Origin of the sequence: Streptomyces sp. NPDC090021, assembly GCF_044748225.1 — a bacterium.
Taxonomy (GTDB): Bacteria; Actinomycetota; Actinomycetes; order Streptomycetales; family Streptomycetaceae; genus Streptomyces.
On record NZ_JBIVFO010000067.1, the window covers coordinates 1 to 26,284 of the forward strand.

At 72.4% G+C, this 26,284-nt stretch carries 23 protein-coding genes and 1 tRNA gene; 11 read left to right on the forward strand and 13 right to left on the reverse strand.

The features are described from left to right. Positions 1-524: 524 nt before the first annotated feature. Complete coding sequence (locus ACIPXC_RS33375) at positions 525-1,910, forward strand: NAD(P)/FAD-dependent oxidoreductase (RefSeq protein ID WP_401625802.1); 1,386 nt, start codon at positions 525-527, stop codon at positions 1,908-1,910. 65 nt (positions 1,911-1,975) lie between these two features. On the opposite strand, the gene ACIPXC_RS33380 is transcribed toward ACIPXC_RS33375, so the two are convergent. After that, positions 1,976-2,051 (reverse strand) — tRNA-Thr (locus tag ACIPXC_RS33380). 161 nt (positions 2,052-2,212) lie between these two features. Between ACIPXC_RS33380 and ACIPXC_RS33385 the strand changes: the two genes are divergently transcribed. From ACIPXC_RS33385 to ACIPXC_RS33400, 4 genes are all read left to right on the forward strand, one after another. After that, positions 2,213-3,595: an RNA-guided endonuclease InsQ/TnpB family protein gene (locus tag ACIPXC_RS33385; RefSeq protein WP_401625805.1), complete on the forward strand. Its 1,383-nt coding sequence runs from the start codon at positions 2,213-2,215 to the stop codon at positions 3,593-3,595. A 388-nt stretch (positions 3,596-3,983) separates the two neighbouring features. Then, positions 3,984-5,072 (forward strand): ABC transporter ATP-binding protein, encoded by a 1,089-nt coding sequence (locus ACIPXC_RS33390; RefSeq protein WP_401625807.1) that lies wholly within the window; start codon positions 3,984-3,986, stop codon positions 5,070-5,072. 205 nt (positions 5,073-5,277) lie between these two features. Next, on the forward strand, positions 5,278-5,691 hold the full coding sequence (locus ACIPXC_RS33395) for a hypothetical protein (RefSeq protein WP_401625809.1): 414 nt from the start codon (positions 5,278-5,280) through the stop codon (positions 5,689-5,691). A gap of 28 nt (positions 5,692-5,719) precedes the next feature. Beyond that, positions 5,720-6,478 (forward strand): NDP-sugar synthase, encoded by a 759-nt coding sequence (locus tag ACIPXC_RS33400; protein ID WP_401625812.1) that lies wholly within the window; start codon positions 5,720-5,722, stop codon positions 6,476-6,478. A 360-nt stretch (positions 6,479-6,838) separates the two neighbouring features. On the opposite strand, the gene ACIPXC_RS33405 is transcribed toward ACIPXC_RS33400, so the two are convergent. The 6 genes from ACIPXC_RS33405 to ACIPXC_RS33430 form a co-directional block, all read right to left on the reverse strand. Next, complete coding sequence (locus ACIPXC_RS33405; protein WP_401625814.1) at positions 6,839-8,344, reverse strand: DoxX family protein; 1,506 nt, start codon at positions 8,342-8,344, stop codon at positions 6,839-6,841. A gap of 142 nt (positions 8,345-8,486) precedes the next feature. Continuing rightward, entirely contained in the window at positions 8,487-9,458 is a 972-nt protein-coding gene (rlmB, locus tag ACIPXC_RS33410) for a 23S rRNA (guanosine(2251)-2'-O)-methyltransferase RlmB (RefSeq protein WP_401625817.1), read from the reverse strand. Positions 9,459-9,559: 101 nt separating this feature from the next. Beyond that, a complete protein-coding gene (gene cysS / locus ACIPXC_RS33415) occupies positions 9,560-10,960 on the reverse strand; it encodes a cysteine--tRNA ligase (protein ID WP_401625820.1) in 1,401 nt (466 codons plus the stop codon). A 93-nt stretch (positions 10,961-11,053) separates the two neighbouring features. Beyond that, a complete protein-coding gene (gene ispF, locus ACIPXC_RS33420; RefSeq protein WP_401625823.1) occupies positions 11,054-11,611 on the reverse strand; it encodes a 2-C-methyl-D-erythritol 2,4-cyclodiphosphate synthase in 558 nt (185 codons plus the stop codon). Beyond that, the gene (gene ispD, locus ACIPXC_RS33425; RefSeq protein WP_401625827.1) at positions 11,601-12,347 is read right to left on the reverse strand and encodes a 2-C-methyl-D-erythritol 4-phosphate cytidylyltransferase; all 747 of its coding nucleotides are present in this window, start codon (positions 12,345-12,347) and stop codon (positions 11,601-11,603) included. The genes ispF and ispD overlap by 11 nt, the downstream gene beginning before the upstream one ends. 327 nt (positions 12,348-12,674) lie before the next feature. After that, positions 12,675-13,157 (reverse strand): CarD family transcriptional regulator, encoded by a 483-nt coding sequence (locus ACIPXC_RS33430; protein ID WP_003953493.1) that lies wholly within the window; start codon positions 13,155-13,157, stop codon positions 12,675-12,677. A gap of 625 nt (positions 13,158-13,782) precedes the next feature. Between ACIPXC_RS33430 and ACIPXC_RS33435 the strand changes: the two genes are divergently transcribed. Continuing rightward, positions 13,783-14,442 (forward strand): DUF461 domain-containing protein, encoded by a 660-nt coding sequence (locus ACIPXC_RS33435; RefSeq protein ID WP_401625830.1) that lies wholly within the window; start codon positions 13,783-13,785, stop codon positions 14,440-14,442. 292 nt (positions 14,443-14,734) lie between these two features. Here the strand turns inward: ACIPXC_RS33435 and ACIPXC_RS33440 are convergent, their stop codons facing one another. After that, a complete protein-coding gene (locus ACIPXC_RS33440) occupies positions 14,735-15,415 on the reverse strand; it encodes a response regulator transcription factor (RefSeq protein WP_007265514.1) in 681 nt (226 codons plus the stop codon). Positions 15,416-15,456: 41 nt separating this feature from the next. Continuing rightward, positions 15,457-16,659, reverse strand: coding sequence for a sensor histidine kinase (locus tag ACIPXC_RS33445; protein ID WP_386461955.1), 1,203 nt, complete (start codon positions 16,657-16,659; stop codon positions 15,457-15,459). 231 nt (positions 16,660-16,890) lie between these two features. On the opposite strand from ACIPXC_RS33445, the gene phoU reads away from it, so the two are divergent. Beyond that, the gene (gene phoU, locus ACIPXC_RS33450; protein WP_386461956.1) at positions 16,891-17,568 is read left to right on the forward strand and encodes a phosphate signaling complex protein PhoU; all 678 of its coding nucleotides are present in this window, start codon (positions 16,891-16,893) and stop codon (positions 17,566-17,568) included. 148 nt (positions 17,569-17,716) lie between these two features. Next, positions 17,717-17,866 carry a hypothetical protein gene (locus tag ACIPXC_RS33455; protein ID WP_167350612.1) on the forward strand — a complete coding sequence of 50 codons (150 nt, stop codon included), beginning with the start codon at positions 17,717-17,719 and terminating at the stop codon, positions 17,864-17,866. A 356-nt stretch (positions 17,867-18,222) separates the two neighbouring features. On the opposite strand, the gene ACIPXC_RS33460 is transcribed toward ACIPXC_RS33455, so the two are convergent. Beyond that, on the reverse strand, positions 18,223-18,984 hold the full coding sequence (locus ACIPXC_RS33460) for a phosphoglyceromutase (RefSeq protein ID WP_401625834.1): 762 nt from the start codon (positions 18,982-18,984) through the stop codon (positions 18,223-18,225). Between the two features lie 161 nt (positions 18,985-19,145). Between ACIPXC_RS33460 and ACIPXC_RS33465 the strand changes: the two genes are divergently transcribed. Then, positions 19,146-20,465: an MDR family MFS transporter gene (locus tag ACIPXC_RS33465; RefSeq protein ID WP_401625837.1), complete on the forward strand. Its 1,320-nt coding sequence runs from the start codon at positions 19,146-19,148 to the stop codon at positions 20,463-20,465. Positions 20,466-20,586: 121 nt separating this feature from the next. On the opposite strand, the gene ACIPXC_RS33470 is transcribed toward ACIPXC_RS33465, so the two are convergent. The 3 genes from ACIPXC_RS33470 to mshA all read right to left on the reverse strand — a co-directional run bounded on the left by ACIPXC_RS33470 (position 20,587) and on the right by mshA (position 23,541). After that, positions 20,587-21,453, reverse strand: coding sequence for a DUF4396 domain-containing protein (locus ACIPXC_RS33470; protein WP_401625840.1), 867 nt, complete (start codon positions 21,451-21,453; stop codon positions 20,587-20,589). A gap of 191 nt (positions 21,454-21,644) precedes the next feature. After that, a complete protein-coding gene (locus tag ACIPXC_RS33475) occupies positions 21,645-22,163 on the reverse strand; it encodes a YbjN domain-containing protein (RefSeq protein WP_046778644.1) in 519 nt (172 codons plus the stop codon). Further along, positions 22,156-23,541 (reverse strand): D-inositol-3-phosphate glycosyltransferase, encoded by a 1,386-nt coding sequence (gene mshA, locus ACIPXC_RS33480; protein WP_401625843.1) that lies wholly within the window; start codon positions 23,539-23,541, stop codon positions 22,156-22,158. Before mshA ends, ACIPXC_RS33475 begins: the two co-directional genes overlap by 8 nt. 238 nt (positions 23,542-23,779) lie before the next feature. On the opposite strand from mshA, the gene ACIPXC_RS33485 reads away from it, so the two are divergent. Together ACIPXC_RS33485 and ACIPXC_RS33490 are read left to right on the forward strand one after the other, a co-directional pair. Continuing rightward, positions 23,780-24,607 (forward strand): class I SAM-dependent methyltransferase, encoded by an 828-nt coding sequence (locus ACIPXC_RS33485; protein WP_401625846.1) that lies wholly within the window; start codon positions 23,780-23,782, stop codon positions 24,605-24,607. Between the two features lie 209 nt (positions 24,608-24,816). Next, entirely contained in the window at positions 24,817-25,920 is a 1,104-nt protein-coding gene (locus ACIPXC_RS33490; RefSeq protein WP_401625849.1) for an NlpC/P60 family protein, read from the forward strand. Positions 25,921-26,284: the final 364 nt, after the last annotated feature.

Sequence of the window (26,284 nt, forward strand, 5' to 3'; positions counted from 1 at the left end):
CCGGCCGGGACAAACAGCCCGCGCCGAGCCGAGGAGACACCCCGGACCGGCACCGCTCCCCGACCCCCGCAAAGCCAAAGCCCAACCACCGAGCAACCCCGCAGGGCAAGGGCACACCGCTCCCCGACCCCGACCGGGCGAAGCCAGAGCCGGACCCCCAAGCACGCCCGCAGGGCAGACCGCACCCCGGCCCCCCGGCGAAGCCAAAGCCCAACCACCGAGCCGCCCGCAGGGCAGACCGCTCCCCGACCCCGACCGGGCGAAGCCAGAGCCGGACCCCCAAGCACGCCCGCAGGGCCACCGCACCCCGACCCCGGCGAAGCCAAAGCCCAACCACCGAGCAACCCCGCAGGGCCACCGCACCCGGCAAAGCCAAAGCCGAGCCGCCCGCAGGGCCCCGGCGAAGCCAGAGCCCGACCGCCGAGCCGCCCGCAGGGCAATCGGCGTGAGGCCACTCCTACCGCCCCGCCACGCGACACCCCGTCCCTGGCACCCCGTGAGGGAAAGGGTGTAGCAACTCCCCCATGACGATCAACGGCGGCATTTCCTTCTGGTACGCGACCGGCCCCGGCACCCCGGCCGCCACCCCACCCCGCACGCCCCTCACCGCCCACGCCACCGCCGACGTGGTCATCGTCGGCGGCGGCTACACCGGCCTGTGGACCGCCTACTACCTGAAGCGGGCCGCCCCCGACCTGCGCGTCACCGTCCTGGAGCAGAAGTTCTGCGGCTACGGCGCCTCCGGCCGCAACGGCGGCTGGCTCTACAACGGCATCGCGGGCCGCGACCGCTACGCCGCCCTCCACGGCCGGCCCGCCGCCGCGCGCCTCCAGCAGGCCATGAACGAGACCGTCACCGAGGTCATCGACGTCGCCGCCAAGGAGGGCATCGACGCCGACATCCACCACGGCGGCGTCCTCGAAGTCGCCCGCACCCCCGCCCAGCTCGGCCGCCTGAAGGCCTTCCACGCCGCCGAGCTCGCCTTCGGCGAGACCGACCGCGAGCTCCACGACGCCGCCGCCACCCGCGCACGCATCGACATCGCCGACGCCGTCGGCTCCAGCTGGAGCCCGCACGGCGCCCGCATCCACCCCCTCAAGCTGGTCCGGGGCCTGGCGGCGGCCTGCGAGCGCCTCGGCGTGGTGATCCACGAGTCCACCCCGGTCACGGAGATCTCCGCGGGGAGGGCGGTCACCCCCTACGGCACCGTCCGCGCCCCGCACGTCCTGCGCTGCACGGAAGGCTTCACCGCCGCCCTCAAGGGCCAGAAGCGGTCGTGGCTCCCGATGAACTCCTCGATGATCGCGACCGCCCCGCTGTCCCCCGAGACCTGGGCGCGGCTGGGCTGGTCGGGCCGGGAGGTCCTGGGCGACATGGCCCACGCGTACATGTACGCCCAGCGCACCGCCGACGACCGGATCGCGATCGGCGGGCGCGGTGTCCCGTACCGCTTCGGCTCGCGCACCGACAACGACGGCCGCACCCGGCCGGCCACCGTCGACTCCCTCCGCGACCTCCTCTTCGCCTTCTTCCCGGTGCTCACCGGTACGGAGATCACCCACGCCTGGTCGGGCGTCCTAGGTGTCCCGCGCGACTGGTGCGCCACCGTCACCCTGGACCGCACCACGGGCCTGGGCTGGGCGGGCGGCTACGTCGGCTCGGGCGTCGCCACCGCCAACCTCGCCGGCCGCACCCTGCGCGACCTGGTCCTCGGCGAGTCCACCGGGCTGACCGCCCTGCCCTGGGTGAACCACCGCGTCCGCCGCTGGGAGCCGGAGCCCTTCCGCTGGCTCGGCGTGCAGGCCCTCTATGCCGCCTACCGCGAGGCGGACCGCCGGGAGGCGGCCACCCACACCCCGACGACGGCCCCGCTGGCCCGCCTGGCCGACCGCATCTCGGGCCGCCACTGACGCCCCAACCCCCAGAACGCCGAAAAACCCCGGACGCTGACACGTCCGGGGCTTCTGACCTGCGATGGAGCCGCCTATCGGAATCGAACCGATGACCTGGAGCTTACAAGGCAACCGCTCTGCCAACTGAGCTAAGGCGGCACGAACCCACTCGCGGACACACTGCGAGTAGAGCCGCCATCACTCTACACAGCGCCCGTTTCCCCGAGCCATCACATTGGACCGCACCCGTAACCAGCCACACGTGCGTTCGTTGGACGGACTGGTGTGCCGTTCTGAAGATCAGACCGTGGGGAGGGGTGATGGTGGAGCGCACAGTGGGCGAGGAAGCCCACCGCATCAAGCGCGACCTGCTCGGGGTGGGCGAGCGGACCAAGCACCGGTCCCGGACGGCCGTGCCGCTGAAGGGGTTCGCCGGAGCCCCCGGCGCTCAGCAGCGCGTCTACCGTTTCCGCTTCTATCCGACCGCGGATCAGGCAGCACAGCTCCATCGGACCTTCGGTGCCTGCCGCTGGGTCTACAACGAGGCCCTCGCCCTCCGGTCGAAGGCCTGGCAGGACCACCGCGTGTCCCTGGGGTTCGCGGAAACGTGCCGGGCTCTTACGGGGTGGAAGAGAGTCCCCGAGAGAGCGTGGCTGAAGGAGGCCTCGTCCACGGTCCTCCAGCAGTCGCTGCGGCACCTCGAATCCGCGTTCTCCCGGTTCTACAAGGGGGCGGCGAAGTACCCGCAGCGGAAGTCGAAGCACCGGTCCAACGACACGGCGACGTACGTACGCACCGGATTCCGGTGGGTGGAGGACGCCCGGCGCCCGGGCACGGCCTCCGTCACCCTCGCCAAGCAGACGAGGCCGCTGGACGTGCGCTGGTCGCGCGCGCTTCCGCCCGGACTGCTACCGGTGAAGCTGACGGTGACCCGCGACCGGGCCGGCCGGTTCTTCCTCGCGGTGCTGGTGGAGGAAGTGATCGCGCCGCTGCCGACGGTGTTTCTGCCCGGCGGCCACGAGCCGAAGGCCGTCGGCCTGGACCTCGGACTCGTGTCGCTGGTGACGCTCGACGACGGGGAGAAGCTCCCGCACCCCCGCCTGCTCGCGAAGTACGGGAAGCAGCTCGCGACCCTTCAGCGGGAGCTGCACCGGAAGCTGAAGGGGTCGAAGAACCGGGACAAGGTGCGGGAGCGGGTCGCCCGTCTGTACGCCAGGATCGGTGATGTCCGTCGTGACCTGCTGAACCGGTTCACGACCCGCCTCGTGCGCGAGAACCAAGTGCTCGTGGTGGAGGACCTGCCGATCGCCAACCTCATGCGTGGGACGACGGGCAGGGGCAGGCGCCGCAAGGCGGCGCTGAGCCGGTCGATCACCGATGCCGCCTGGGGCGAGCTGCTCAGGCAGCTTCGCTACAAGTGCGCCTGGTACGGGAGGACGCTGGTGGTGGTGGACCGGTTCTTCCCGTCGACCCGCCGATGCTCCGCGTGCCGCGCGAAAGGGGCGAAGCTGGACGTGTCGGTCCGCGCGTGGTGCTGTGCGGAGTGCGGAGCCGTCCACGACCGGGACACGAACGCCGCCGTGAACCTCCGGGCCGAGGGGATGCGGCTGTACTGGACGGTGGCCGCATCGCTTCCACCACCACGCAGGCCCCCGAGTGTGATCAGGGCTTCGGAGCTGATGGCTCTCGTACCGGCCGCGTAGTCGGGTGCAGTACGGACCGACGGGCCGTCGGCCGCAATGCCTGTGGAGCCCGCGCAAGACCGGCTCGGGGTGCCCCTCGGGGTCACGCCGGGCGGGCGGCGGGCGTCGAAGCAGGAACAGCAAGGTCAAAAGTGTGTTGCTCTGCCCATCCCGCCCGGAGAGGAGACTCAGCCCTCCACCGGGCATCCCGTCGCCGCCACCGCTGCTGCGGGAGGATCTCGTACACGCTCATGGGCGCATCGAAGCAGCTCGCACCGACAATCCCACAGGCCCGCGGTACTGACAGGAGACGTTCCGGAAGGTAGCGTCGGGCGGAGTCCGATTTCTGGACTAGACCTTCCACTCGGATCGTCCGGCACGTTCCTGCCGGTAGAAGGGATTCATCACCATGGCTTCTGTCACTTTCGACAAGGCGACCCGTCTGTACCCGGGCGGCGACAAGCCCGCCGTCGACCAGCTGGAGCTGGAGATCGAGGACGGCGAGTTCCTCGTCCTCGTCGGCCCCTCCGGCTGTGGCAAGTCCACCTCGCTGCGCATGCTCGCCGGCCTGGAGGACGTCAACGGCGGCGCCATCCGCATCGGTGACCGCGACGTCACGCACCTGCCGCCCAAGGACCGGGACATCGCGATGGTGTTCCAGAACTACGCGCTCTACCCGCACATGACCGTCGCCGACAACATGGGCTTCGCGCTCAAGATCGCCGGCGAGGACAAGGCCACCATCCGCAAGAAGGTGGAGGACGCGGCGAAGATGCTCGACCTCACCCAGTACCTGGACCGCAAGCCCAAGGCGCTCTCCGGCGGCCAGCGCCAGCGCGTCGCCATGGGCCGTGCGATCGTGCGCAAGCCGCAGGTGTTCCTGATGGACGAGCCGCTGTCGAACCTCGACGCCAAGCTCCGTGTGTCGACGCGCACCCAGATCGCGGCGCTGCAGCGCGACCTCGGCATCACCACCGTCTACGTCACGCACGACCAGGTCGAGGCCATGACCATGGGCGACCGGGTGGCGGTGCTCAAGGACGGTCTGCTCCAGCAGGTCGACACCCCGCGCAACATGTACGACCGCCCCGCGAACCTCTTCGTCGCCGGCTTCATCGGCTCCCCCGCCATGAACCTGGTCGAGGTCCCGATCACCGACGGCGGTGTGAAGTTCGGCGACAGCGTCGTCCCGGTGTCGCGCGCCGCGCTGGCCGCCGCGGCCGACGCGGGCGACCGCACCGTCACGGTCGGCGTCCGCCCGGAGCACTTCGACGTCGCCGAGAGCGGCGGTCTGACCATCACGGTGAACGTCGTCGAGGAGCTCGGCGCCGACGGCTACGTCTACGGCTCCACCTCGGCCGCCGAGGGCTCGCAGGACCTCGTGGTCCGCGTGGGCGGCCGCCAGGTCCCGGAGAAGGGCTCCAGCCTCCACATCGTGCCGCGGGCCGATGAGATCCACGTCTTCTCGACCTCGTCCGGGCAGCGACTGTCCGACTAGTCGTACCGGCACGGAGGTTGAAGGGGCGTCCCGCCAAGGGGCGCCCCTTTGCCTTCCGTTGTCGCGGGACATCCCACAGGAACCCCGGCAGACCGGGCCATTCGGGCGGGGCTGTCAACCCGGAAATCGAAAAACCACGTCGAACCATCCCCCGACAGGGTGACCAAATGTCGCCAAATCCTCACCGAGCGCTACTCTCGCCCTCGTGACCCACACTGCCCGCCGAATCGGCCGTTCCCTCGCCCTGGTCCTGCCCGTCGTCCTGGTCCTGTCCGGGACCCTCGCGGTCACCATGGTCCCCTGGGCGGACACTTCCTCGTCCCAGCTCGTGACCGCGTCCGCCGAGGGCGCCTCCACGCCCGCGAAGCCGCTCGCCGCCCACGAGGTGCTGCGCACGCAGCTCGTCGGCGAACTGCAGCAGGGCCAACAGCCGGACGACGTCCTGACCCACCTCCAGCAGGAGGTGAACCGCCGGCCGTCGCTCGCGGAGCACTGCGTGGGGATCGCCCGGGCGCTCGGCCGCGCCGCCGTCGAGGCGTACGGCCCGACGAAGGCCCAGTCGTTCGCCCGCCCCGTCTGCGACACCTCGTACGCCACGGGCGTCGCCTCCATGGGCTGACCCGCGCCCCGTCCCTACGCTGGCCGTCATGACCGACGACCGCCGATCCGCCTCCTCCGCAGCCGCGTTCCCCGCCGCCCCCGCCCAGGCCGTCGTCCTGGCGGGCGGCCAGGGGTCGCGGCTGCGTCCGTACACCGACGACCGCCCCAAGCCGATGGTCGAGATCCCGGGGACCGGGCTGCCGATCATCGGGCACCAGCTGGCCTGGCTGGCGGCCGAGGGGGTCACCGACGCGGTCGTCTCCTGCGGGCACCTCGCCGGGGTGCTCCAGGAGTGGCTGGCCGGGGCGCCGTTGCCGCTGCGCGTGACCACGGTGGTCGAGGAAGAACCGCTGGGGCGGGGCGGCGGCCTGAAGTACGCCGCACGGCACCTGCCGGACCCCACCGGGTCCTGGTACGCGACGAACGGCGATGTCTGGACCCGGTTCTCGCTCCGCGAGATGGCCGCCTTCCACGCCGAGCGCGGGGCGGTCGCGACGCTCGCACTGGCCCGGCCGCGGATCCCGTGGGGGGTGGTGGAGACCAACGAGTTCGGGCACGTCCTGGACTTCATCGAGGCTCCGCTGTCGCCGTATCCGGTGAACGCCGGGGTGTACGTCTTCGGGCCCGAATTCGCCGCGCTGCTGCCGGACTTGGGGGACCACGAGCGCACCACGTTCCCGCGGCTGGCGAGGGAGCGGCGGCTGGCGGGCTTCCCGCTGCCCCAGGGCGCCTACTGGCGGGCGATCGACACGGCCAAGGACCTCACCGAGGCCGCACGGGAGCTGGCGGCCCAGACGGCCCCCTGAGCCCCGCAGCCCACCCCGCGCAGCCGCCGACCGCCCCCGCCCGTACGCCACCCCGCGCAGCCCCCGGCGCCCCGGCCCGTGCGCTGCCCCGCGCAGCCCCCGGCGCCCCGGCCCGTACGCCACCCCGCGCAGCCGCCGACCGCCCCGGCCCGTACGCCACCCGGCGCAGCCCTCGGCACCGCCTCCGACGCTGCCCAGCACAGCCGCACGCACGCCACAACCCGCACGTCGGCCGCGCAGCCACCCGCACCGCACGGCGCAGCCGCCCGGCAGCCGTGCGCGCCGCAGCCCGCACCACAGGGGCCCGGCACGCTCGCTCGCGCGTACCGGGCCCCTGCGGGCCGGCCCCTGGCGGAGGGCTCAGCCGATGAGCCCGCCGATCAGGCCGGGCTGCTTGGTCGCGGTGCTGCCGCCCCCGCGCGTGGTGCTGCCCGACGTGGAGGACGACGACGACTGCGGCGCCGTGGACTGCCGGGGAGTGCTGCGCGGGGTCTGCTGCTTGCCGGTCGTCGTGCCCCGGGTCGCGGCGGGCGACTCGGAACCGGCCCCCGCCGTGCCCTTGGAGGGCGAGCCCGACGCGGTCCTGCCGGACTTGGCGGAGGGCTCGGACGCGGAGGGCGTCGGCGACGCCGGCCGGGTCGGCTGCTGCTGGGCGGGCTGCTGCTTCGCGGGAGCCTGCGGCAGCGGGCGGCCCGGCAGGTAGTTGCTGGGAGCCTGGCCGGGACCGGGGACGGTGACGACGGTGGTGGAGCGGACGGCGCCGCCGAGGAGCGAGCCGACGAGCAGGGTGAGCCCGCACACGACGGTCGCCATGACGGCCCCGCGCCGCAGCACGCGCCGGCGCAGCCGCCAGATCTCCGAACGCGGCCCGAGGGTGCGCCAGGCCTCGCCGGCGAGGCGTCCGTCGAGGGAGTAGACCGGCGCGCCCGCGATGATCAGCGGGCTCCAGGCGGCGAGGTAGATGATGTCGGGCGCGTCGTAGGCCGGGACGGTCTTCCAGCTCACCGTCATCAGCAGCGCGGCGGACAGCAGCGCGCCGAAGCAGGCGGCGAACCGCTGCCACAGGCCGAAGACGGTCAGCACGCCGACGATGACCTGGAGGAACGCCACGCTGAGGCCCGCGCCCACCGGGTGGGCGAGCGCGAAGTCGCGCAGCGGCTCGGCCAGCGCCCACGGGGTCAGGGTGTGCAGCCAGGTGACCATGGAGCCGCGTTCGCCGCCGTCGAAGTAGACGGGGTCGCACAGCTTGCCCATGCCGGCGTAGATGGAGATGAAGCCGAGGAAGACGCGCAGCGGGAGCAGCACGACGCCGAGGTTCATCCGGCGGCCGGGGTAGTAGGAGGCCTGCCCGCGGTTGTCGGCCTGCGGGCGCCGGGACTCCGGCCCGGGACCGTGCGGCTGCTCGTACGGGAGGTCCCGTACGGCGGCCAGGGGGCGGGTCTCGGCGGGGTCCCCGTAGCTGCGCTGACCGATGACGGTCGGCGTGGCCAGGGTGTCCTCGGCGAGGTCGTGGGCCAGGTCGACGCGCGGGATGACCTGGGTGGCGCCGGCGTCGTGCTCGTCGTGGCCACGTACGGCCTGGAGCAGGCCGCCCATGGCCGCGGCGGCGCCTGCGGTGTCGGACTTTCCGCTCCAGACCACGGGGGCACGGCGACGGGTGGCCCCGGCGGCCGCCACCATGGCGCCGCCCAGGACGGGCGCGCGGCCGGGGGCCTGCGCGGGCTTGGGACGCGCGCTCGGGCTCGGTGCGAGCCGGACGCGGAAGCTGGCGTGGTTGACGATGACCTGTGCGGGGTCGCACGGCACCTTGACCATGCTCAGCGCGGGCTGGTCGTCGAACCCTGACGTTCTGGTGTCCACACTCATCTAACCGAGTGATCAGTGTTTAGGACACTGCCTTGACATCAGGGATCTGTCCGAGACCCGTCAAGATCAAGCCACCCCGCCCGAAACGGGCGGGGTGACACGCTCACGTGTCACTTTCCGTGAGCCAAGTGGATCAAAGCGATCAGGTGCGCGGCTGGGCGGCGCGGCGGCGGGCCGCCTCGTACAGCACGACGCCCGCGGCGACGCCGGCGTTGAGGGACTCGGCGCCGCCGGGCATCGGGATGCGCACGAGGTAGTCGCAGTTCTCGCCGACGAGGCGGCCCAGGCCCTTGCCCTCGGAGCCGACGACGATGACGACCGGACCGCCGAGCGCCTCCAGGTCCTGCACCTCGTGCGTGCCCTCGGCGGCGAGGCCGACGACGGCGATGCCCGCCTTCTTGTACTCCTGCAGGGCGCGGGTGAGGTTGGTGACGCGGGAGACCGGCGTGCGGGCGGCGGTGCCGGCGGAGGTCTTCCAGGCGCCGGCGGTCATGCCGGCGGCGCGGCGCTCGGGGATGACCACGCCGTGGCCGCCGAAGGCGGAGACGGAGCGGACGATCGCGCCGAGGTTGCGCGGGTCGGTGACGCCGTCGAGGGCGACGATCAGCGGGTCCTCGCCGTTGTCGTAGGCGGCGTCGGTGAGGTCCTCGGGGTGCGCGTACTCGTACGGCGGGACCTGGAGGACCAGGCCCTGGTGGTTGAGCCCGTTGGTCATGCGGTCGAGCTCGGGGCGCGGGGCTTCCATCAGGTTGATGTTGCCGCGCTCGCCGGCGATCTGGAGCGCCTCGCGGACGCGCTCGTCGTTGTCGATGAACTGCTGGACGTAGAGGGTGGTGGCGGGGACGCCGTCGCGCAGCGCCTCGAAGACCGGGTTGCGGCCGACGACCATCTCGCTGGTGCCCTTGGGGCCGCCGCGGCGGGGGGCGGGGCGGCGCTTGGCGGCCTGGCGGGCCATCGCGTTGGCGATGCGGTTCGCCTTGTGCTTCTTGCGGTCCTCGGCCTTGGGCGTGGGGCCCTTGCCCTCCAGGCCCTTGCGCCGCTGGCCACCGCTGCCGACCGTCGCGCCCTTCTTGTTGGACGTGCGGCGGTTCCTGCGCTGGCTGTTCCCGGCCATGACCTCTACCTGTTTTCGTTGGTGCTGCGATATGTACGTATGAAGAGTGTGCCGCCCGGGAGGCCGGGCGGCACAGTCGGACTGCTCCGGGTGCCGGGGGCTCAGCGGGCGCCGAGCGTCCAGCGCGGACCCGTGGGGCTGTCCTCGATGACCAGACCGGACTGCTGGAGCTGGTCGCGGATGGCGTCGGCGGTCGCCCAGTCCTTGCGGGCCCGGGCGGACTCGCGCTGGTCCAGGACGAGGTGGACGAGGGTGTCCACGGCGCCGTGGAGGTCCTCACCGCGGTCGCTCTCGCCGGCCCAGTGCGGGTCGAGCGGGTCGAGACCGAGGACGCCCAGCATGGCCCGCACCTCCGCCAGGCGCGCGATGGCCGCGTCCTTGTCGTCGGCGGCGAGCGCGCTGTTGCCCTGGCGGACGGTGGTGTGGACGATCGCGAGGGCCTGCGGGACGCCGAGGTCGTCGTCCATGGCCTCGGCGAAGGCGGGCGGGACCTCCTTCGCGGGCTCGACGGGGCCGCCGGCCTTCTCCACGACGCGCTGGACGAAGCCCTCGATGCGGGCGAAGGCCGACTCGGCCTCGCGCAGCGCCTCCTCGCTGTACTCGATCATCGACCGGTAGTGCGGGGTGCCGAGGTAGTAGCGCAGGACGATCGGGCGCCACCGCTTGACCATCTCGGAGACGAGGACCGAGTTCCCGAGGGACTTGGACATCTTCTCGCCGGCCATGGTGACCCAGGCGTTGTGGACCCAGGTGTTCGCGAACTCGTCGCCGAAGGCCTTGGCCTGGGCGATCTCGTTCTCGTGGTGCGGGAAGATCAGGTCCAGGCCGCCGCCGTGGATGTCGAAGGCCTCGCCGAGGTACTTGTGCGCCATGGCGGAGCATTCGAGGTGCCAGCCCGGACGGCCGCGGCCCCACGGGGTCTCCCAGGAGGGCTCGCCCGGCTTGACGGACTTCCACATGGCGAAGTCGCGGGGGTCCCGCTTGCCCGTCTCGCCCTCGCCGGAGGGCTGGAGCAGGTTGTCGAGCTCCTGGTTGGACAGGCTCAGGTAGCCGGGGAAGGAACGCACGTCGAAGTAGACGTTCCCGTCGGCCTCGTAGGCGTGGCCGCGCTCGATCAGGCCGCGCATCATCTCGATCATCTCGGGGACGTGGCCCGTGGCGCGCGGCTCGTAGGTGGGCCGCAGGCAGCCGAGGGCGTCGTAGCCGTTGTTGAAGGCCTGCTCGTTCTCGTAGCCGATGGCCCACCAGGGGCGGCCCTGCTCGGCCGACTTCGTGATGATCTTGTCGTCGATGTCGGTGACGTTGCGGATGAAGGTGACGTCGTAGCCGCGGTACGCGAACCAGCGGCGCATCATGTCGAAGTTGAGACCCGACCGGATGTGCCCGATGTGCGGGGCCGCCTGCACGGTGGCGCCACAGAGGTAGATCGAGACGCAGCCCGGAACGAGCGGGGTGAAGTCGCGGATCTGCCGGGCGTTGGTGTCGTACAGGCGAATAGTCACGGCATCCAGGGTAGTGCGCCTGTAGCAGTGCCCCGCGACCTTTGGGGTCGCGGGGCCGCTTTGTTGCCGAAGATGTGCCGTTTCCGCGGGCGTTCAGGCCCGGTTCGTCCGGTACACGAGAGCGGTGGCGATCGCGGCGAGCCCCTCGGCCCGGCCGGTCAGACCCAGTCCGTCGGTGGTGGTGCCCGACACGGAGACGGGGGCGCCCGCGGCGGCGGCGAGCGCCTTCTGTGCCTCTTCGCGCCGCTTGCCGATCTTCGGGCGTACGCCGATCACCTGGATGGCGATGTTGCCGATCTCGAAGCCCTCCGCGCGCACGATCCGGGCGGCCTCCGCCAGCAGGGTGACCCCGGCGGCGCCGGACCACTCGGGGCGGGAGGTGCCGAAGTGCGCGCCGAGGTCGCCGACTCCGGCGGCCGAGAAGAGGGCGTCGCAGGCGGCGTGGGCGGCGACATCGCCGTCGGAGTGGCCCGCGAGGCCGTCCTCCCCCTCCCACAGCAGGCCGGCGCACCACAGTTCGCGGCCGGTCTCGAAGGCGTGCACGTCGGTGCCGATCCCGACGAGCGGGATCAGGGGTGCGTCGGGTGCGTCAGGCACGTCGGGTGCGTCAGGCACGTCGGGTGCGTCGGATACGTCGGTGCTAGAACCCATCGGTGGCCCTCCTGCGGGCGAGTACGGCCTCTGCGAGGACCAGGTCGAGCGGTCGGGTGACCTTGAAGGCCTCTTCGTGTCCCGGAATCACCACGACGGGAACGCCGAGGCGCTCGACCATGCCGGCGTCGTCGGTGGCGCCCTCGCCGGTGACGGCGATCGCGGCGTGGGCCTGAAGGAGCGTGGCGAGGTCGAAGCCCTGAGGGGTCTGCACCGCGCGCAGCCGGGCCCGCTCGGGCGTGGCGACGACCGGCTCGGGCTCGCCCGGCCTGCCGGGCTCGACCTCCTTGACGGTGTCGGCCAGCGGGAGCGCGGGCACCACAGCGCGGGCACCGTCGCGTACCGCCTCGACGACGGCGTCGACGGTGTCCACGGGGACGAGCGGGCGGGCCGCGTCGTGGATCAGTACGGAGGTGACGTCCCGCGGGAGGGCGGCCAGACCGGCCCGCACGGACTCCTGGCGGGTGTCCCCGCCGGGGACGACGAGGAGCTCGGTCCGCTCGGGCAGCGCGTGCTCGCCCAGCAGGAGGCGCACCTCGGCCGCTTCGGCGGCCGGGGCGACGACCACCACGACGGACACCGCACGGGAGCGGGCCATCGCGCGGACGGCGTGGACGAGCATCGGGGTCCCGCCGAGGGCCCGCAGGGCCTTGGGGGCGCCGGGCCCGAGGCGTACCCCGCGGCCGGCGGCCGGGATCACCGCGGCGGTGCGGCGGGGGCGCGTTACGTCAGACATCAGTAGCTCCGAGCCAGGTTTCCGAGCCAGGTTTGTGACTTCGGCCGACATGGGTATGGCCTGAAGGGTGCCGGGTGCGACGCCCTCGCCCCTTCCGTGACGACCGGTCGAGCCGGCAGCCCGGACCCGGCACGCCAGTGAGACGTTCGGGTACGGCCACGAGCACGGCCGGGCACGCAGAAGTACGCGTACGGCAAGAAGTACGGGGCAAGAGGTACGGACCGGACACAGACATGCCGCAGCGCCCGGCAACAGGCCTCTCCGGGAGGAGAAACCTTGTCATCGGGCACCGCGGCAAGCTGTGCACACCGTGCACGGGGCCTCGCGTCAGGACGCGAGCACCTCGTCGAGGAGGGCCTCGGCCTTGTCCTCGTTCGTGTTCTCAGCGAGCGCGAGCTCGCTGACCAGGATCTGGCGCGCCTTCGCGAGCATGCGCTTCTCGCCCGCGGAGAGCCCGCGCTCGCGCTCACGACGCCACAGGTCACGCACCACTTCGGCGACCTTGATGACATCGCCAGAAGCGAGCTTCTCCAGATTTGCCTTGTAGCGCCGGGACCAGTTCGTCGGCTCTTCTGCATACGGCGCACGAAGCACCTCGAAGACCCGGTCCAGCCCGTCCTGGCCGACTACGTCGCGAACGCCGACGAACTCCGCATTGTCCGCAGGCACACGAACCGTCAGGTCGCCCTGAGCGACCTTGAGCACCAAGTAGGTCTTGTCCACGCCTTTGATCTGGCGAGTCTCAATGGCCTCGATCAGCGCGGCCCCGTGATGGGGATAGACCACGGTGTCGCCAACCTTGAACGTCATGTGACAGGTACCCCTTCCGTGGCTATCCAGGGTAACACGAGAACTGACTGTTATGAATGGCGTTTTCGCAGGTCAGGGCACATCTCGGGGCTTGACAACAGCGACAGGAACGTGCTGCGGAAGGGTTCGGGAGGGGGGTATTCGCAGGTCGGGGGTAGTGCGCGGACCGGGCGAAAGGGCCACGCTACACCTCCCTCGCACCCCCACCAGTGTGACGTACGTCCCGTTTTGCCGGGTTGGGAGTCGCGAAACCCAACTGCTCCGTTCGGTTGGCGAGCGCGCGTACGGGAGCGGGTTCCGGCCCAATCCCGAATTGATCACCGAGCGGCCTTCGGGGAATCCCGGAATTGATCAACGGCGGCCGCGCGCACGATATGCGAGCGCCACATGATCGGCGAGGGGAACGGCAAGGTGAACCCCGTGCGGAATGCAAGATCGTGGACCGCCCCCGGGGCGGCGGCCGCCCTGCGGAGGGTCGGGTGCGGGGGCGGGGCAGCGGCTCGGTAACCTAAGCGCGCTGACACACCCTTAGAGCGGCTTTACCTCGGCCGCTCCGGGGGTACCTCCCAGCGGTTGCCGGGAGAGCCCACCCTCCGTTCCGTTCGTCCAAGGAGTTGCCGCCGCCGTGAGCCGCAGCCTTCGACGCGGCGCCCTCGCCGCCACCGCCGTCGTGTTCTCGATCGCCTCGCTGGCCGCATGCGGTGCGGGCAACGACGCGCAGACTCTCCAGATCAAGCCGGACAACGCCTCCGCCACCAAGGGCGACATCGAGATCCAGAACGCGCTGGTGATCACCCAGGGCGAGAAGGACAAGAAGGGCCCGGCCGTCGTCTCGGCGACCGTCTTCAACAACGGCACCAAGGCGCAGACGCTTGACGGCATCACCCTTGCGGATGGCAAGGGCAAGGTCGCGCTGAAGCCGGCCGGTGGCGCCGGCAAGATCACCGTGCCGGCCGGCGGCTCGGTCGTGCTGGGCGGCTCGGGCAACGCCTCCGCCGTGATCGAGAACGGCTCCGAGGCCGCCGAGAACGGCGACGTGCAGAAGGTCGTCTTCCAGCTGAGCAGCACCGGCGGCGTCGAACTCCAGGCCTTCGTCGTCCCGGCCGTCGGCATGTACGCGGGCTTCGGCCCGTCCGCGGCCCCGGCCACCACCCCGTCCGGCAGCCCCTCGGGCACCCCGTCGGGCACCCCGTCGGGCGCCCCCGGCGCCACCCCGTCCGGCTCCGCCTCGGGCTCGCCCGCCGGTTCGCCGTCGGGCTCGGCCTCGCACGCCGCGGGCCACTGAGGCAGCCGGCGGCGTAGCGCCGTACACGTACGCATACGGGAAGGGCCCCCGTCCGCACCACCGGCGGACGGGGGCCCTCTCCATGACCGGCTCACGGCCTCCGGCCGGCCCGGGGCTACGGCTCGAACTTGTACCCGAGGCCCCGGACCGTCACCAGGTAACGCGGCGCCCCCGGGTCCGGCTCGAACCCCTCCCACGTGCGCCCCTCGCACGACACGGCCCCGGGGGGCCTCACCGGCTTCGAGACGCTGCGCCGACCTCCGGCCGGCCCGCGGACACGACCGGCCCCGGGCTACGGCTCGAACTTGTACCCGAGGCCGCGGACCGTCACCAGGTAACGCGGCGCCCCCGGGTCCGGCTCGATCTTGGCGCGCAGGCGCTTGACGTGGACGTCGAGGGTCTTGGTGTCGCCGACGTAGTCCGCGCCCCACACCCGGTCGATCAGCTGCATGCGGGTCAGTACGCGGCCCGCGTTGCGCAGCAGCATCTCCAGCAGGTCGAACTCCTTCAGCGGGAGGTCCACCTTGGCACCGGCGACGGTGACCACGTGGCGGTCGACGTCCATCCGGACGGGGCCCGCCTCCAGGGCCGCCGGGGTGACCTCTTCCGGCTCGCCGCGGCGGCGCAGGACCGCGCGGATGCGGGCGACCAACTCCCGCGAGGAGAAGGGCTTGGTCACGTAGTCGTCCGCTCCTATCTCCAGCCCGACGACCTTGTCGATCTCGCTGTCCTTGGCGGTCACCATGATCACGGGGACGTTGGAGCGGCCGCGCAGCTGTCGGCAGACCTCGGTTCCGGGCAGGCCGGGGAGCATCAGGTCGAGGAGGACGAGGTCGGCGCCGTTGCGCTCGAACTCGTCGAGCCCGTCGGGGCCGGTCGCCGCGATGGCGACCTCGAAGCCCTCCTTGCGGAGCATGTAGGACAGGGCGTCGCTGAAGGATTCCTCATCCTCGACGACGAGCACTCGGGTCACGGAAGGACCTCCGGGGCAGGGATGGCTGGAGCGGTTCTGGTTCAGGCTGGGGTCGGGTGGGTGCGGGCTGCGGCGGCCGGGGTGGCCGATGCGGCCGCTTCGGGCAGTCGCAGGGTGAAGGTGGAGCCCTGGCCCTCCGAGCTCCACACCGACACCTCCCCGCCGTGCGAGGCCGCCACGTGCTTCACGATCGCAAGGCCGAGGCCGGTGCCTCCCGTGGCGCGGGAGCGGGCCGGGTCCACACGGTAGAAGCGCTCGAAGATGCGCTCGCGGTCCTTCTCGGGGATGCCGATGCCCTGGTCGGTCACGGCGATCTCGATCAGGTCCCCCCCGGGTGCCGTGACCCGGCGGCCGGCTATGCCGACGCGGGTACGGGCGGGGCTGTAGTTGACGGCGTTCTCGACCAGATTCCCGAGGGCGGCGGCGAGCTGCCCGCGGTTGCCCCAGACGCGCAGGTCGGCGGTGCCGCCCGCGGCCATGGTGATCTGCTTGGAGGACGCCGTGTGACGGCAGCGGTCGATGGCCTCGGCGACCAGCGTGTCCACGCGGACGGGCTCGGCGTCCTCCAGCGGGTCGTCGTTCTGCACCCGGGAGAGGTCGATGAGCTCCTGCACGAGGTTGATCAGCCGGGTCGACTCGATCTGCATGCGGCCGGCGAAGCGGCTGACCGCCTCGGGGTCGTCCGCGGCGTCCATGACGGCCTCGGACAGCAGGGAGATGGCCCCGACCGGGGTCTTCAGCTCGTGGGACACGTTGGCGACGAAGTCACGGCGCACCGCCTCGATGCGGCGGGCCTCGGTGAGGTCCTCGACCAGGAGCAGCACCAGGCGGGAGCCGAGCGGGGCGACGCGCGCCGAGACCGCGAGGGCCTCGCCCCGGCCGGTTCCGCGGCGGGGCAGGTCCAGCTCGACCTGGCGTATCTCCCCGTCCCGGCGGGTGTCGCGGGCCATGTGGAGCATGGGCTCCACCGCCAGCTTGCCGCCGCGTACGAGCCCGAGGGCGTAGGCGGCGGACGAGGCCTTGACGACGGCGTCGCCCTCGTCGAGGACCACGGCGGAGGAGCGGAGCACGGACAGGACGGTGTCCACGCCGGGCGGCAGCACCGCGTTGATGTCGGGGCGCATGGAGCTCCGGGTGGGGCGGGCGTGGTCGCGCTCGCTCCAGCGGAACGCCAGCATCGCGATGACGCCGGTGCACAGACCGGCGATCGCTGCAGCTGCGGCGACCGCCGCGTTCACGTCCATGGATCCAGGTTAAGCAGGCGCGACGACACTTCCACAGCCGTTCGGGTGGCACCTCGAACAGTCGTCGCTCAGAGTTCACCCTGGCGATGGGGTTGATTCACTTGTGGTGCCGGAGTCGGACGCGTTTGCGGCTCACCGTGTCAACGTGGGGCAGCAGGCCGCCCCCGGCCCGCCCCGGGCATCACCGCAGCAGGCAGTAAGCAGCAAAAGGCCGAGAGAGGGACACGAGACATGCGCGACGCGTACCACGAGGAACTGGACTCGATCGGAGAAGGCCTGGTCGAGATGGCCCGGCTCGTCGGTTCCGCGATCGGGCGGGCCACGACGTCCATGCTCGATGCCGACCTGAAGCTCGCCGAGAGCGTCATCGCCGCCGACCAGAAGGTCGACGACCTCCAGCACGACCTGGAGGCCCGCGCCATCGCGCTGCTGGCCCGACAGCAGCCCGTCGCCACCGACCTGCGGATCGTCGTGACCTCGCTGCGGATGAGCGCCGACCTGGAGCGCAGCGGCGACCTGGCCCAGCACGTGGCGAAGCTCGCCCGGCTGCGCTTCCCGGACCGCGCCGTCCCGCGGGACCTGCACGCCACGATCCTGGAGATGGGTCAGCTGGCGCAGCGGCTGATGGCGAAGGCGGCCGAGGTGATCATCACGAAGGACGTGGACCTGGCGCTGCAGCTGGAGCAGGACGACGACGAGATGGACCAGCTGCACCGGACGCTGTTCCAGCACCTGATGGACGACCGCTGGAAGCACGGCATCGAGACGGCGGTGGACGTGACGCTGCTCGGCCGCTACTACGAGCGCTTCGCCGACCACGCGGTGTCGGTGGCCAAGCGCGTGGTCTACCTGGTGACGGGCGAGCACGCGGACGAGCTCCAGCAGCCGACGCAGATCGAGGGGGTCTGACGCCGCACGCGGCGCAGGACGGCACCGGGCCGCATCGAGCCCCTGTGCGCCGTTGACGCGCCGGTGGAGGTGGGCATGAATGAGGGCGAGGGCGGTCAGTCGTACGAGTCCCGTATGCCGCGGGGCACCGCCTCGCCGAGGAGGAACCATGCCCGATTCCCCCGTACCCATCACCCCGGAGCAGGAGCAGCCGCCGAAGCCCGAGCCGCTGCGGCTCCCGCTGCTCGCGGCCTGCGGCTGCGGCTCCGGCTGCGGCTGCGGCTGCCAGTCCGGTGCCCCCTGCCAGTGCGGGGGCTGACCGGGCCCACCCGGTCGGCCACGCGAAGGGGCCCCTGCCCGCGGACATCCCGCAGGCGGGGGCCCTTTTCGCATGGGCCCGGCGGAACCGCGGCTGCGATGAAGTGGGAGCCGATGTATTCCGCCACCTGGGCGTCCACCCGGCCCTCCTCCGCCCGATCGGCGCCGGATGGCGCCGGATGGCGCCGAATGGCGCAGGAACACGCCGACGGCGACCCCGAGTTGCCCCCCGAACACACCGAAGGCCCCCACCCGACGACCGGCGGGCGGGGCGGCGCACCCGGGGCGATGCACCCGGGGCGGACGAAAGCCCCCGACCCGCGCCGTGTGCGCGGGTCAGGGGCATGATCGCTATAGCTACTTCTTCTTGCCCTGGTTCTTGACGGCCTCGATGGCGGCCGCGGCGGCGGCCGGGTCGAGGTAGGTGCCGCCCGGGTTGAGGGGCTTGAAGTCCGCGTCCAGCTCGTAGACGAGCGGGATGCCGGTCGGGATGTTCAGGCCCGTGATGTCGGCGTCCGAGATGCCGTCGAGGTGCTTGACCAGACCGCGCAGGGAGTTGCCGTGCGCGGCCACCAGGACCGTGCGGCCCGCCAGCAGGTCCGGGACGATGCCGTCGTACCAGTACGGCAGCATGCGCTCGACGACGTCCTTGAGGCACTCGGTACGCGGGCGCAGCTCGTTCGGGATCGAGGCGTAGCGCGGGTCCTCGGACTGCGAGAACTCCGTACCGTCCGCGAGCACCGGCGGCGGGGTGTCGTAGGAACGGCGCCACAGCATGAACTGCTCCTCACCGAACTCCGCGAGGGTCTGCGCCTTGTCCTTGCCCTGCAGGGCGCCGTAGTGGCGCTCGTTCAGGCGCCAGGAGCGGTGCACCGGGATCCAGTGGCGGTCCGCGGCCTCCAGCGCGAGCTGCGCGGTGCGGATGGCGCGCTTCTGGAGCGAGGTGTGCAGAACGTCGGGCAGCAGGCCGGCGTCCTTCAGCAGCTCACCGCCCCGGACCGCCTCCTTCTCGCCCTTCTCGGTGAGGTTGACGTCCACCCAGCCGGTGAACAGGTTCTTCGCGTTCCATTCGCTCTCGCCGTGGCGGAGGAGGATCAGCTTGTACGGTGCGTCGGCCATGCGTACGAGCCTAATGGACGCCCGAGCGCGCCCGCGCGCGGTGCCGGGTCCCGCCGATTGACGGCGGGTGTCAATTGACTGGCGCCCAGGGCCCACCCGCTCGTAATGTGCACCTCGGCATCGCGCCACTTACACCACTGACGCCCTCGGGGGGATTCCGCATGTCCGCTGACAGTCTGAGACGGGCCGCCCGGGAGAGCGTCTCGGGCCTGCCCCGGGCGTTCTGGTGGCTGTGGACGAGCACCCTCGTCAACCGGCTCGGGGCCTTCGTCGCCACCTTCATGACCCTGTACCTGACCCAGGACCGGGGCTACTCCGCCTCCTTCGCGGGACTCGTGGTCGCCCTCCACGGCCTGGGCGGGGTGGTCTCCTCGCTGGTCGCGGGCGTGATGACCGACCGGCTGGGACGGCGCCCCACCCTGCTGGCGGCCCAGGCCTCAACGGCCTTCTCGGTCGCGCTGCTGGGCTTCATGGAGCATCCGGCGGCGATCGCGGCGGTGGCCCTCCTGGTCGGCATGACCTCGAACGCCTCCCGCCCGGCCGTCGCGGCGATGATGGCGGACATCGTCCGCCCCGAGGACCGCGTACGGGCCTTCGCGCTCAACTACTGGGCCATCAACCTCGGCTTCGCCGTCAGCGCGACCGCGGCCGGCCTGATCGCCGAGTACAGCTACCTGGCCGGCTTCCTGGGCGAGGCGGCCCTCACGCTGGTCTGCGCGGTGCTCGTCTACGTCAAACTGCCCGAGTCCCGGCCGGAGCGCGGCACGGCCGCCGGGTCCGGCGCCTCCTCGGACAGCGGCGGCAAGGGCGCGGAGACGGAGATCGGCCTCGGGACCGTGCTGCGCGACGGGCGGTTCATGGGCGTGGTCGGCCTGTCGTTCCTGATCTCGCTGATCTTCACGCAGGGTTCGGTCGGCCTGCCCGTCGCGATGGGCACCGCCGGCTTCTCCCCCGGGGACTACGGGCTCGTCATCGCGGTGAACGGCCTGCTGATCGTCGCCCTGCAGATCCCCGTCACCCGCCTCATCGAGCACCGCGACCCGCAGAAGCTGCTGGTGGTCTCGGCCCTGCTGGCCGGCTACGGCTTCGCGCTGACGGCCTTCGCCGGACCGGTGTGGGCGTACGCGCTGACGGTGTGCGTGTGGACGCTCGCCGAGATCGTCAACTCGCCCACCCAGATGGGCCTGGTCGTACGGCTCTCGCCGGTCCACGGGCGCGGGCGCTACCAGGGCGTCTACTCGATGTCCTGGTCGGTGGCCGCGCTGGTGGCGCCGCTGATGGCGGGCTTCATGATCGACCGCTGGGGGGCGAACTGGCTGTGGGCGGCCACGGGCGTCCTCGGCACCGGGGCGGCGATCGGCTACTGGCTCCTGATGAGGAACCTCCCCGCGGAGGCCACGGACACCGCCCCGGCGGCATCCGGCGGCCCGACGACCGGCACCGCCCAGGCGCCGGACCCCCTCCCCTCCGCACCGAACTGACCGCTCGGGCCGCGCCCCGGACCTCCCCGGCCGGGATGTCCGGGGCGCGGGCCGGTGGGCGCGGGCCGGTGGGCGCGGGCCGGTGGGCGCGGGCCGGTGGGCGGGGGCCGGTGGGCGGGGGTCAGGTCAGGCGGCCGAAGAGGGCCGCCAGCAGGACGCCCGCCGCGAGGAAGAGGACCGTCAGCACCGCCATGGCGGCCTTCTGTTCCCCGGTGACCCCGGTCTCCGGCATGGCCATGGCGGGGACAGGGGGCGGCGTAGAGGCCGGTGCAGGGGCAGGGGTCATGGCCGGTGCCTCGGGGAGGGGCTCGCCACCCGCGCCCAGTGCCCGTACCGTTCCCATCCCGTGCTTCAGGTGGTGGGCGACCAGCCACGTGTTGACCGGGTACGCGCAGGCCAGGCCGGCCAGCACCGCCAGCGAGAAGGTCGCCCAGAACCGCACGTCCCCGACGTCGCGCGCACCCGGCACATGACTGCGGACGATCACGTTCACCGCGACCATGGCACCCATCACGCAGTTCATCGACAGCCACTCCGCGTACACCGTCGAGCGGACGGCCCGCAGATAGCTGCCGCCGAGCATGTCGCGCATGAACAGGGCCTGGAAGACCAGCAGCCCGAAGCCGAAGCCGACCGCGTACTCGAACAGGGCGTCGGCCCACGGCGGAAGACCGAGCAGCGAGGCGACGACGGCCGCGACCATGATGCCGGTCGCGTCACCGGCCACGCAGTGGATGGTCGAGCCGAGCGCCTGCTTCCACAGCGGCGCCACGAACCGCTCGTGCGCCCCCGGCCGCGGCTCCTTGCAGGACAGCACGTACAGCGCCGCGCCCACCGGGCCGATGTAGAGGGTCACCAGCACCCAGCCCCACTTCATCACCGTGAGCTCGGGGTTCGCGGTGAACGCGTCGTGGGCGACGTATCCGGCGGACAGGAGGGCCAGGGCGAACCAGGCGTACATCAGTGCTTCGGCTGTGGTCCCGCTCATTCCGCCACGGTGCGGGCTCCGGGGGCCGGACGGGCGGGCCGACACGCCCGCCCCCGCCGTCCGGTGCGCCGTGTCAGCCGATCGCCCCAGCCGGGTCGGGCCTCGGCCGGTCGCCTCGGCCGGTCGCGTCGGGCCGGCCGGGCGTCGGCCGGGGCGCGCGTCAGCCGGCCGGGCGTCGGCCGGGGCGCGCGTCAGCCGGTCGGGCCGCCGGGACCGGCCGGCTCGCCCTGCGGACGCGTCAGGTGCTTGAAGGCGTCGAGGTTGAAGGTCGGCTCGCCGCGCGAGACCCGCCATTCGTACTCGCGCCGGATCGCGCTCGCGAAGCCCAGCTCCAGCAGCGTGTTGAACGAACCGTCCGCGGCCTCCAGCACCGTGCCGAGCAGCCGGTCCAGCTCCTCCGGGGTGACCACCGACAGCGGCAGGCGGGCCGTCAGGTAGATGTCGCCGAGCCGGTCCACGGCGTACGCCATCCCGTACAGCTTGAGGTTGCGCTCCAGCAGCCAGCGGTGGACACCCGCCTCGTTCTCGTCGGGGTGGCGGATCACGAAGGCGTTGACCGACAGCGAATGCCGGCCGACCCGGATCGAGCAGGTGGTGCTCAGCTTGCGCGTGCCGGGGAGCGTGACGACGTAGGAGCCCGGTGCGGGGCTCTCCCAGTCCAGTTCCGCGCCGGTGAGCGCACTCTCGATGATCTCGGCGGTGTCAGCCATGGTGGGAGCGTACGCGACGGCGATGATCGTGCATCGCCGCCGTGTACACGTCGGCCGTGCCGCTCGCCGCGGTGTCCCAGCCGAAGAACTGCGCGTGCCGCGCCGCCTCGGCCCCCATCCGGTCCGCGAGCGCGGGATCGTCGACGAAGCGGCGCAGCTGGCGAGCGTAGTCCGCCGGGTCGTGCCCGGGTACGAGGATCCCCGTGACGCCGTCGTCGACGGCGACGGGCAGCCCGCCGACCTCGGCGGCCAGCACCGGGGTGCCGGCGGCCTGGGCCTCTATCGCGACGAGCCCGAAGGATTCGCTGTAGGACGGCATGACCAGCACGGACGCCGCGCGGAACCAGTCCGCGAGCCCGTCCTGGGCGACCGGCGGGTGGAAGTGCACGAGGTCGGCGATGCCCAGCCTGGCGGCGAGCTTCTGCAGGCCCTCGGGCTTGGCGAGGCCGCTGCCGCTGGGCCCGCCGACGACGGGAACGAAGAGGCGGCGGCGCAGCGAGGGGTCCCGGTCGACGAGGACGGCGACGGCGCGCAGCAGGATGTCGGGGGCCTTCAGCGGCTGGATCCGTCCGGCGAAGAGCGGGATGACGGCGTCCTGCGGCAGGCCGAGGCGGGCGCGGGCGGCGGCCCGGCCGTCGCCGACGGTGAAGCGCTGGAGGTTCACGCCGGGGTGGACGACGGCCACCTTGGCGGGGTCGGCCTCGTAGTACCGCACGAGCTCGTCGGCCTCTTCGGCGGTGTTGGCGATGAGGCGGTCGGCGGCGGAGACGATCTGGGTCTCGCCTATGACGCGGGCGGCGGGCTCGGGAGTGTCGCCCTCGGCCAGCGCGGCGTTCTTGACCTTGGCCATGGTGTGCATGGCGTGGACGAGCGGTACGCCCCAGCGCTGGGCGGCGAGCCAGCCGACGTGCCCGGAGAGCCAGTAGTGGGAGTGGACGAGGTCGTAGTAGCCGGGGCGGTGGCCGGCCCAGGCCTGCATCACGCCGTGGGTGAAGGCGCACAGCTGGGCCGGGAGCTCCTCCTTGGCGAGGCCCTCGTAGGGGCCTGCGTCCACGTGCCGGACGAGGACGCCGGGAGCCAGCTCGACCACGGGCGGCAGCCCGCCGGCGGTGGCGCGGGTGAAGATCTCGACCTCGATGTTGATCGCGGCGAGCCGCCTGGCCAGCTCCACGATGTAGACGTTCATCCCGCCGGCGTCGCCGGTGCCGGGCTGGTGCAGCGGTGAGGTGTGCACGCTGAGCATGGCCACGCGGCGCGGCTTGCGGTGGTGGCCGACGGCCGGCAGGCGCAGTCGGGGCGGCTCGTGGCGGGTGGCGGCACGGGCGGCGGCGAGGCGCCCGCTGAGGCTGCCGCCGAGGCGGGACACGTACTGGCTCAAGGAAGCTGTTCCTCTCGGCTCGGACGGTGCGCGCGCGACGCTCGGACGGCATGACTGCGGGGGCGCGGAGGACGCCCTGCAAGGAGTGCAACCCGGATGGCCGTCCCCCGCATTCCGGGGTGTCCGTTTTTCCTGCGCGTTCCTCGTGTTTCTCGGGGCTTCGTCAAGTTTCTCGGGGGCTTCCTCGGGGCGCCGGGCGGTTTTCACGGTGTGCGGGCGCTCCGCTTACCCTCGGCTCATGGCCTCCCGCAGTACCCCGTCACCGTCACCCGGCCGCGCCTCCGGCCGTCCTGTGGGCTCGGTGACGCGCGGGACGACGAACCCGAACCGGTTGCGCCGGATGGACCGCTGGATCGCCTACGCCCACGGGGCGGCGCTGCGGCGTGCGGGGGATCCGGTGGCCGTGGACCTCGGGTACGGGGCGGCGCCCTGGACCGCGGTCGAGCTGCTGGCGCGGCTGCGGGACGCGGCGCCGCGGGTGCGGGTGGTCGGCATCGAGATCGAGCCGGCGCGGGTGACGGGGGCGAAGCCGTACGAGCGGGAGGGACTGAGCTTCCGGCACGGCGGCTTCGAGGTCCCGCTGGAGGGCGGGGAGCGGCCGATGCTGATCCGCGCCGCGAACGTACTGCGCCAGTACGACGAGGAGCAGGTCGCGGAGGTCTGGGCACGGCTGTGCGCGCGGCTGGCTCCGGGCGGGCTGCTGGTGGAGGGGACCTGCGACGAGATCGGGCGACGGCACGTCTGGGTGGCGCTGGGGCCGGAGGGCCCGCGCACGGTGACGTTCGCGACCCGGCTGGGCTCGCTGGAGCGTCCGTCCGACCTGGCGGAGCGGCTGCCGAAGGCGCTGATCCACCGGAACGTGCCGGGCGAGCCGGTGCACACCTTCCTCCGGGACTTCGACCGGGCCTGGGCGGCGGCGGCCCCGTACGCCTCGTACGGGGCGCGGCAGCGCTGGATCCGCACGGCGCGGGCGCTGTCGGCGGACTGGCCGCTGGCGGACGCGCCGGGGCGGTGGCGGCAGGGGGAACTGACGTTGCGCTGGGAGGCGTTGCGCCCGGTGGGGTGAATGCGGTGCGGTGGGGAACCCGGGGCGGGGGGTACCCCGTTGATCCGTGAGGGGCAGGGCGCGGGGTCCGTCGGGGCAGACAAGATCGAAACGGTATCCACAAGGGTGTCGGAATTCATCGACTCGTGGCACCATCCCGATGGCAGTGCGAAGTTACTGATGAATAGTCAGATCTGAGGCCAGGTCTGACGCGGGTGCCTGGGGGGACCATGGGGTCGGTAAGGCGACGACGAGGCGCAGGCTCTCTCGTGCTGCTGTGCGCGATGGCGGTGCTGACGGCACCGGGCCTCGCGACGGGCATGGCGTACGCGGCTCCGGCGGTGCCGGGTGCTCCGGCCGCGCCGGGTGCTCCGGCCGCTCCCCTGCCGGGGCCGGGCGGCGAGTCCCTGGAGCAGGTCCGCAAGGACATCGAGGAGCTCTACCGGCAGGCGGGCACCGCGACGGACGCATACAACCTCGCCGAGGCCGAGACCAAGGCCCAGTCGGACAAGATCGTCGAGATCGCCAACCTGATCGTCGCCGGCAAGGAGCGGATCGCCACGCTGAAGAGCCGCGCCGGCGCCGCGGCCCGCGCGCAGTACCGCTCGGGCGGCCTGCCGCCGGGCGCGAAGCTGGCGTTGAGCGAGGACCCGAACCACTTCCTCGACGGGGCGGGCCGGTTGCGCCAGGGCGAGAAGGCCGCCTCCGGCCTCCTGTCCGAACTGGACCGCACCCAGACGGACTTGCAGCGCTACGCGGAGGAGGCGAGCGAGCGCTGGCAGAAGCTTGAGGCCAACCGGATCAAGCAGGAGGAGTCCAAGAAGCAGATCGAGGAGAAGATCAAGGCCGCGGAGGAGCTGGAGAGCAAGCTCGAGGCCGAGGAGAAGGCCCGGCTGATCCAGCTGGAGCAGGAAGCCCAGTACAGGGCGCAGACGGCGTGGCTGTCCACGGGCGCGATGAAGGACGTCAACGGCAAGGCGACGGACGCCGGCAAGCACGCCGTGCAGTTCGCCACGGCGCAGATAGGGAAGCCGTACAAGTGGGGCGCCGTCGGCCCCGACTCCTTCGACTGCTCCGGGCTGACCTCCCAGGCCTGGCGCGCGGCGGGGCGGGGCATCCCGCGCACGTCGCAGGAACAGCTGCGACTGCTCCCGAAGATCGCACTCAAGGACATGCGGCCGGGCGATCTGATCATCTACTTCGACGACGCGAGCCACGTCGGTATGTACGTGGGCGACGGCGCGATGGTCCACGCCCCGCGCCCCGGCCGCAACATCACGATGGCGGGCGCGGGCTCCATGCCGATCAAGGCGGTGGTCCGCCCGGACGCGTAGCCGTTGCCCTGGCCGGGCCGTTGCCCTGGCCGGGCGGATGCCGAGGTTTCCCGGGTGCGGGCCGGTGGCCGCGGTTGCCCTGGCCGGGCCGTTGCCGAGGTTTCCCGGGTGCGGGCCGGTGGCCGCCTTTGCCCTGGCCGGGCGTGTGCGGTTGCCCTGGCCGGGCGTGTGCCGAGGTTTTCCGTCTGCGGGCCGGTGGCCGCGCCTCAATCTCCCCCAGCTACCGCTGGGAGGTGCCCCCTGGCGGGGCTGGGTTTGGTGTCCCCGGTCGGGAGTGACCTGGCGGGGGTGTGGTCCGGCGGGGCTGGGTTTGGCTTCGGGTGGGGCGGGGCCCCTCCGGGGGCTCTCCTCGGCTCGGCGCGCG

Bases quoted from the DNA above. Each gene is read 5' to 3' on its own strand.
- ACIPXC_RS33485 (WP_401625846.1), top strand. From the start codon at position 23,780: ATGGCCTCCCGCAGTACCCCGTCACCGTCACCCGGCCGCGCCTCCGGC.
- ACIPXC_RS33475 (WP_046778644.1), bottom strand. From the start codon at position 22,163: ATGGCTGACACCGCCGAGATCATCGAGAGTGCGCTCACCGGCGCGGAA.
- ACIPXC_RS33455 (WP_167350612.1), top strand. From the start codon at position 17,717: ATGCCCGATTCCCCCGTACCCATCACCCCGGAGCAGGAGCAGCCGCCG.
- ACIPXC_RS33460 (WP_401625834.1), bottom strand. From the start codon at position 18,984: ATGGCCGACGCACCGTACAAGCTGATCCTCCTCCGCCACGGCGAGAGC.
- ispD (WP_401625827.1), bottom strand. From the start codon at position 12,347: ATGTCTGACGTAACGCGCCCCCGCCGCACCGCCGCGGTGATCCCGGCC.
- ACIPXC_RS33390 (WP_401625807.1), top strand. From the start codon at position 3,984: ATGGCTTCTGTCACTTTCGACAAGGCGACCCGTCTGTACCCGGGCGGC.
- rlmB (WP_401625817.1), bottom strand. From the start codon at position 9,458: ATGGCCGGGAACAGCCAGCGCAGGAACCGCCGCACGTCCAACAAGAAG.
- ACIPXC_RS33465 (WP_401625837.1), top strand. From the start codon at position 19,146: ATGTCCGCTGACAGTCTGAGACGGGCCGCCCGGGAGAGCGTCTCGGGC.
- ACIPXC_RS33375 (WP_401625802.1), top strand. From the start codon at position 525: ATGACGATCAACGGCGGCATTTCCTTCTGGTACGCGACCGGCCCCGGC.
- ACIPXC_RS33470 (WP_401625840.1), bottom strand. From the start codon at position 21,453: ATGAGCGGGACCACAGCCGAAGCACTGATGTACGCCTGGTTCGCCCTG.
- ACIPXC_RS33490 (WP_401625849.1), top strand. From the start codon at position 24,817: ATGGGGTCGGTAAGGCGACGACGAGGCGCAGGCTCTCTCGTGCTGCTG.
- ispF (WP_401625823.1), bottom strand. From the start codon at position 11,611: ATGGGTTCTAGCACCGACGTATCCGACGCACCCGACGTGCCTGACGCA.
- ACIPXC_RS33400 (WP_401625812.1), top strand. From the start codon at position 5,720: ATGACCGACGACCGCCGATCCGCCTCCTCCGCAGCCGCGTTCCCCGCC.
- ACIPXC_RS33385 (WP_401625805.1), top strand. From the start codon at position 2,213: ATGGTGGAGCGCACAGTGGGCGAGGAAGCCCACCGCATCAAGCGCGAC.
- ACIPXC_RS33405 (WP_401625814.1), bottom strand. From the start codon at position 8,344: ATGAGTGTGGACACCAGAACGTCAGGGTTCGACGACCAGCCCGCGCTG.
- phoU (WP_386461956.1), top strand. From the start codon at position 16,891: ATGCGCGACGCGTACCACGAGGAACTGGACTCGATCGGAGAAGGCCTG.
- ACIPXC_RS33430 (WP_003953493.1), bottom strand. From the start codon at position 13,157: ATGACGTTCAAGGTTGGCGACACCGTGGTCTATCCCCATCACGGGGCC.
- ACIPXC_RS33445 (WP_386461955.1), bottom strand. From the start codon at position 16,659: ATGGACGTGAACGCGGCGGTCGCCGCAGCTGCAGCGATCGCCGGTCTG.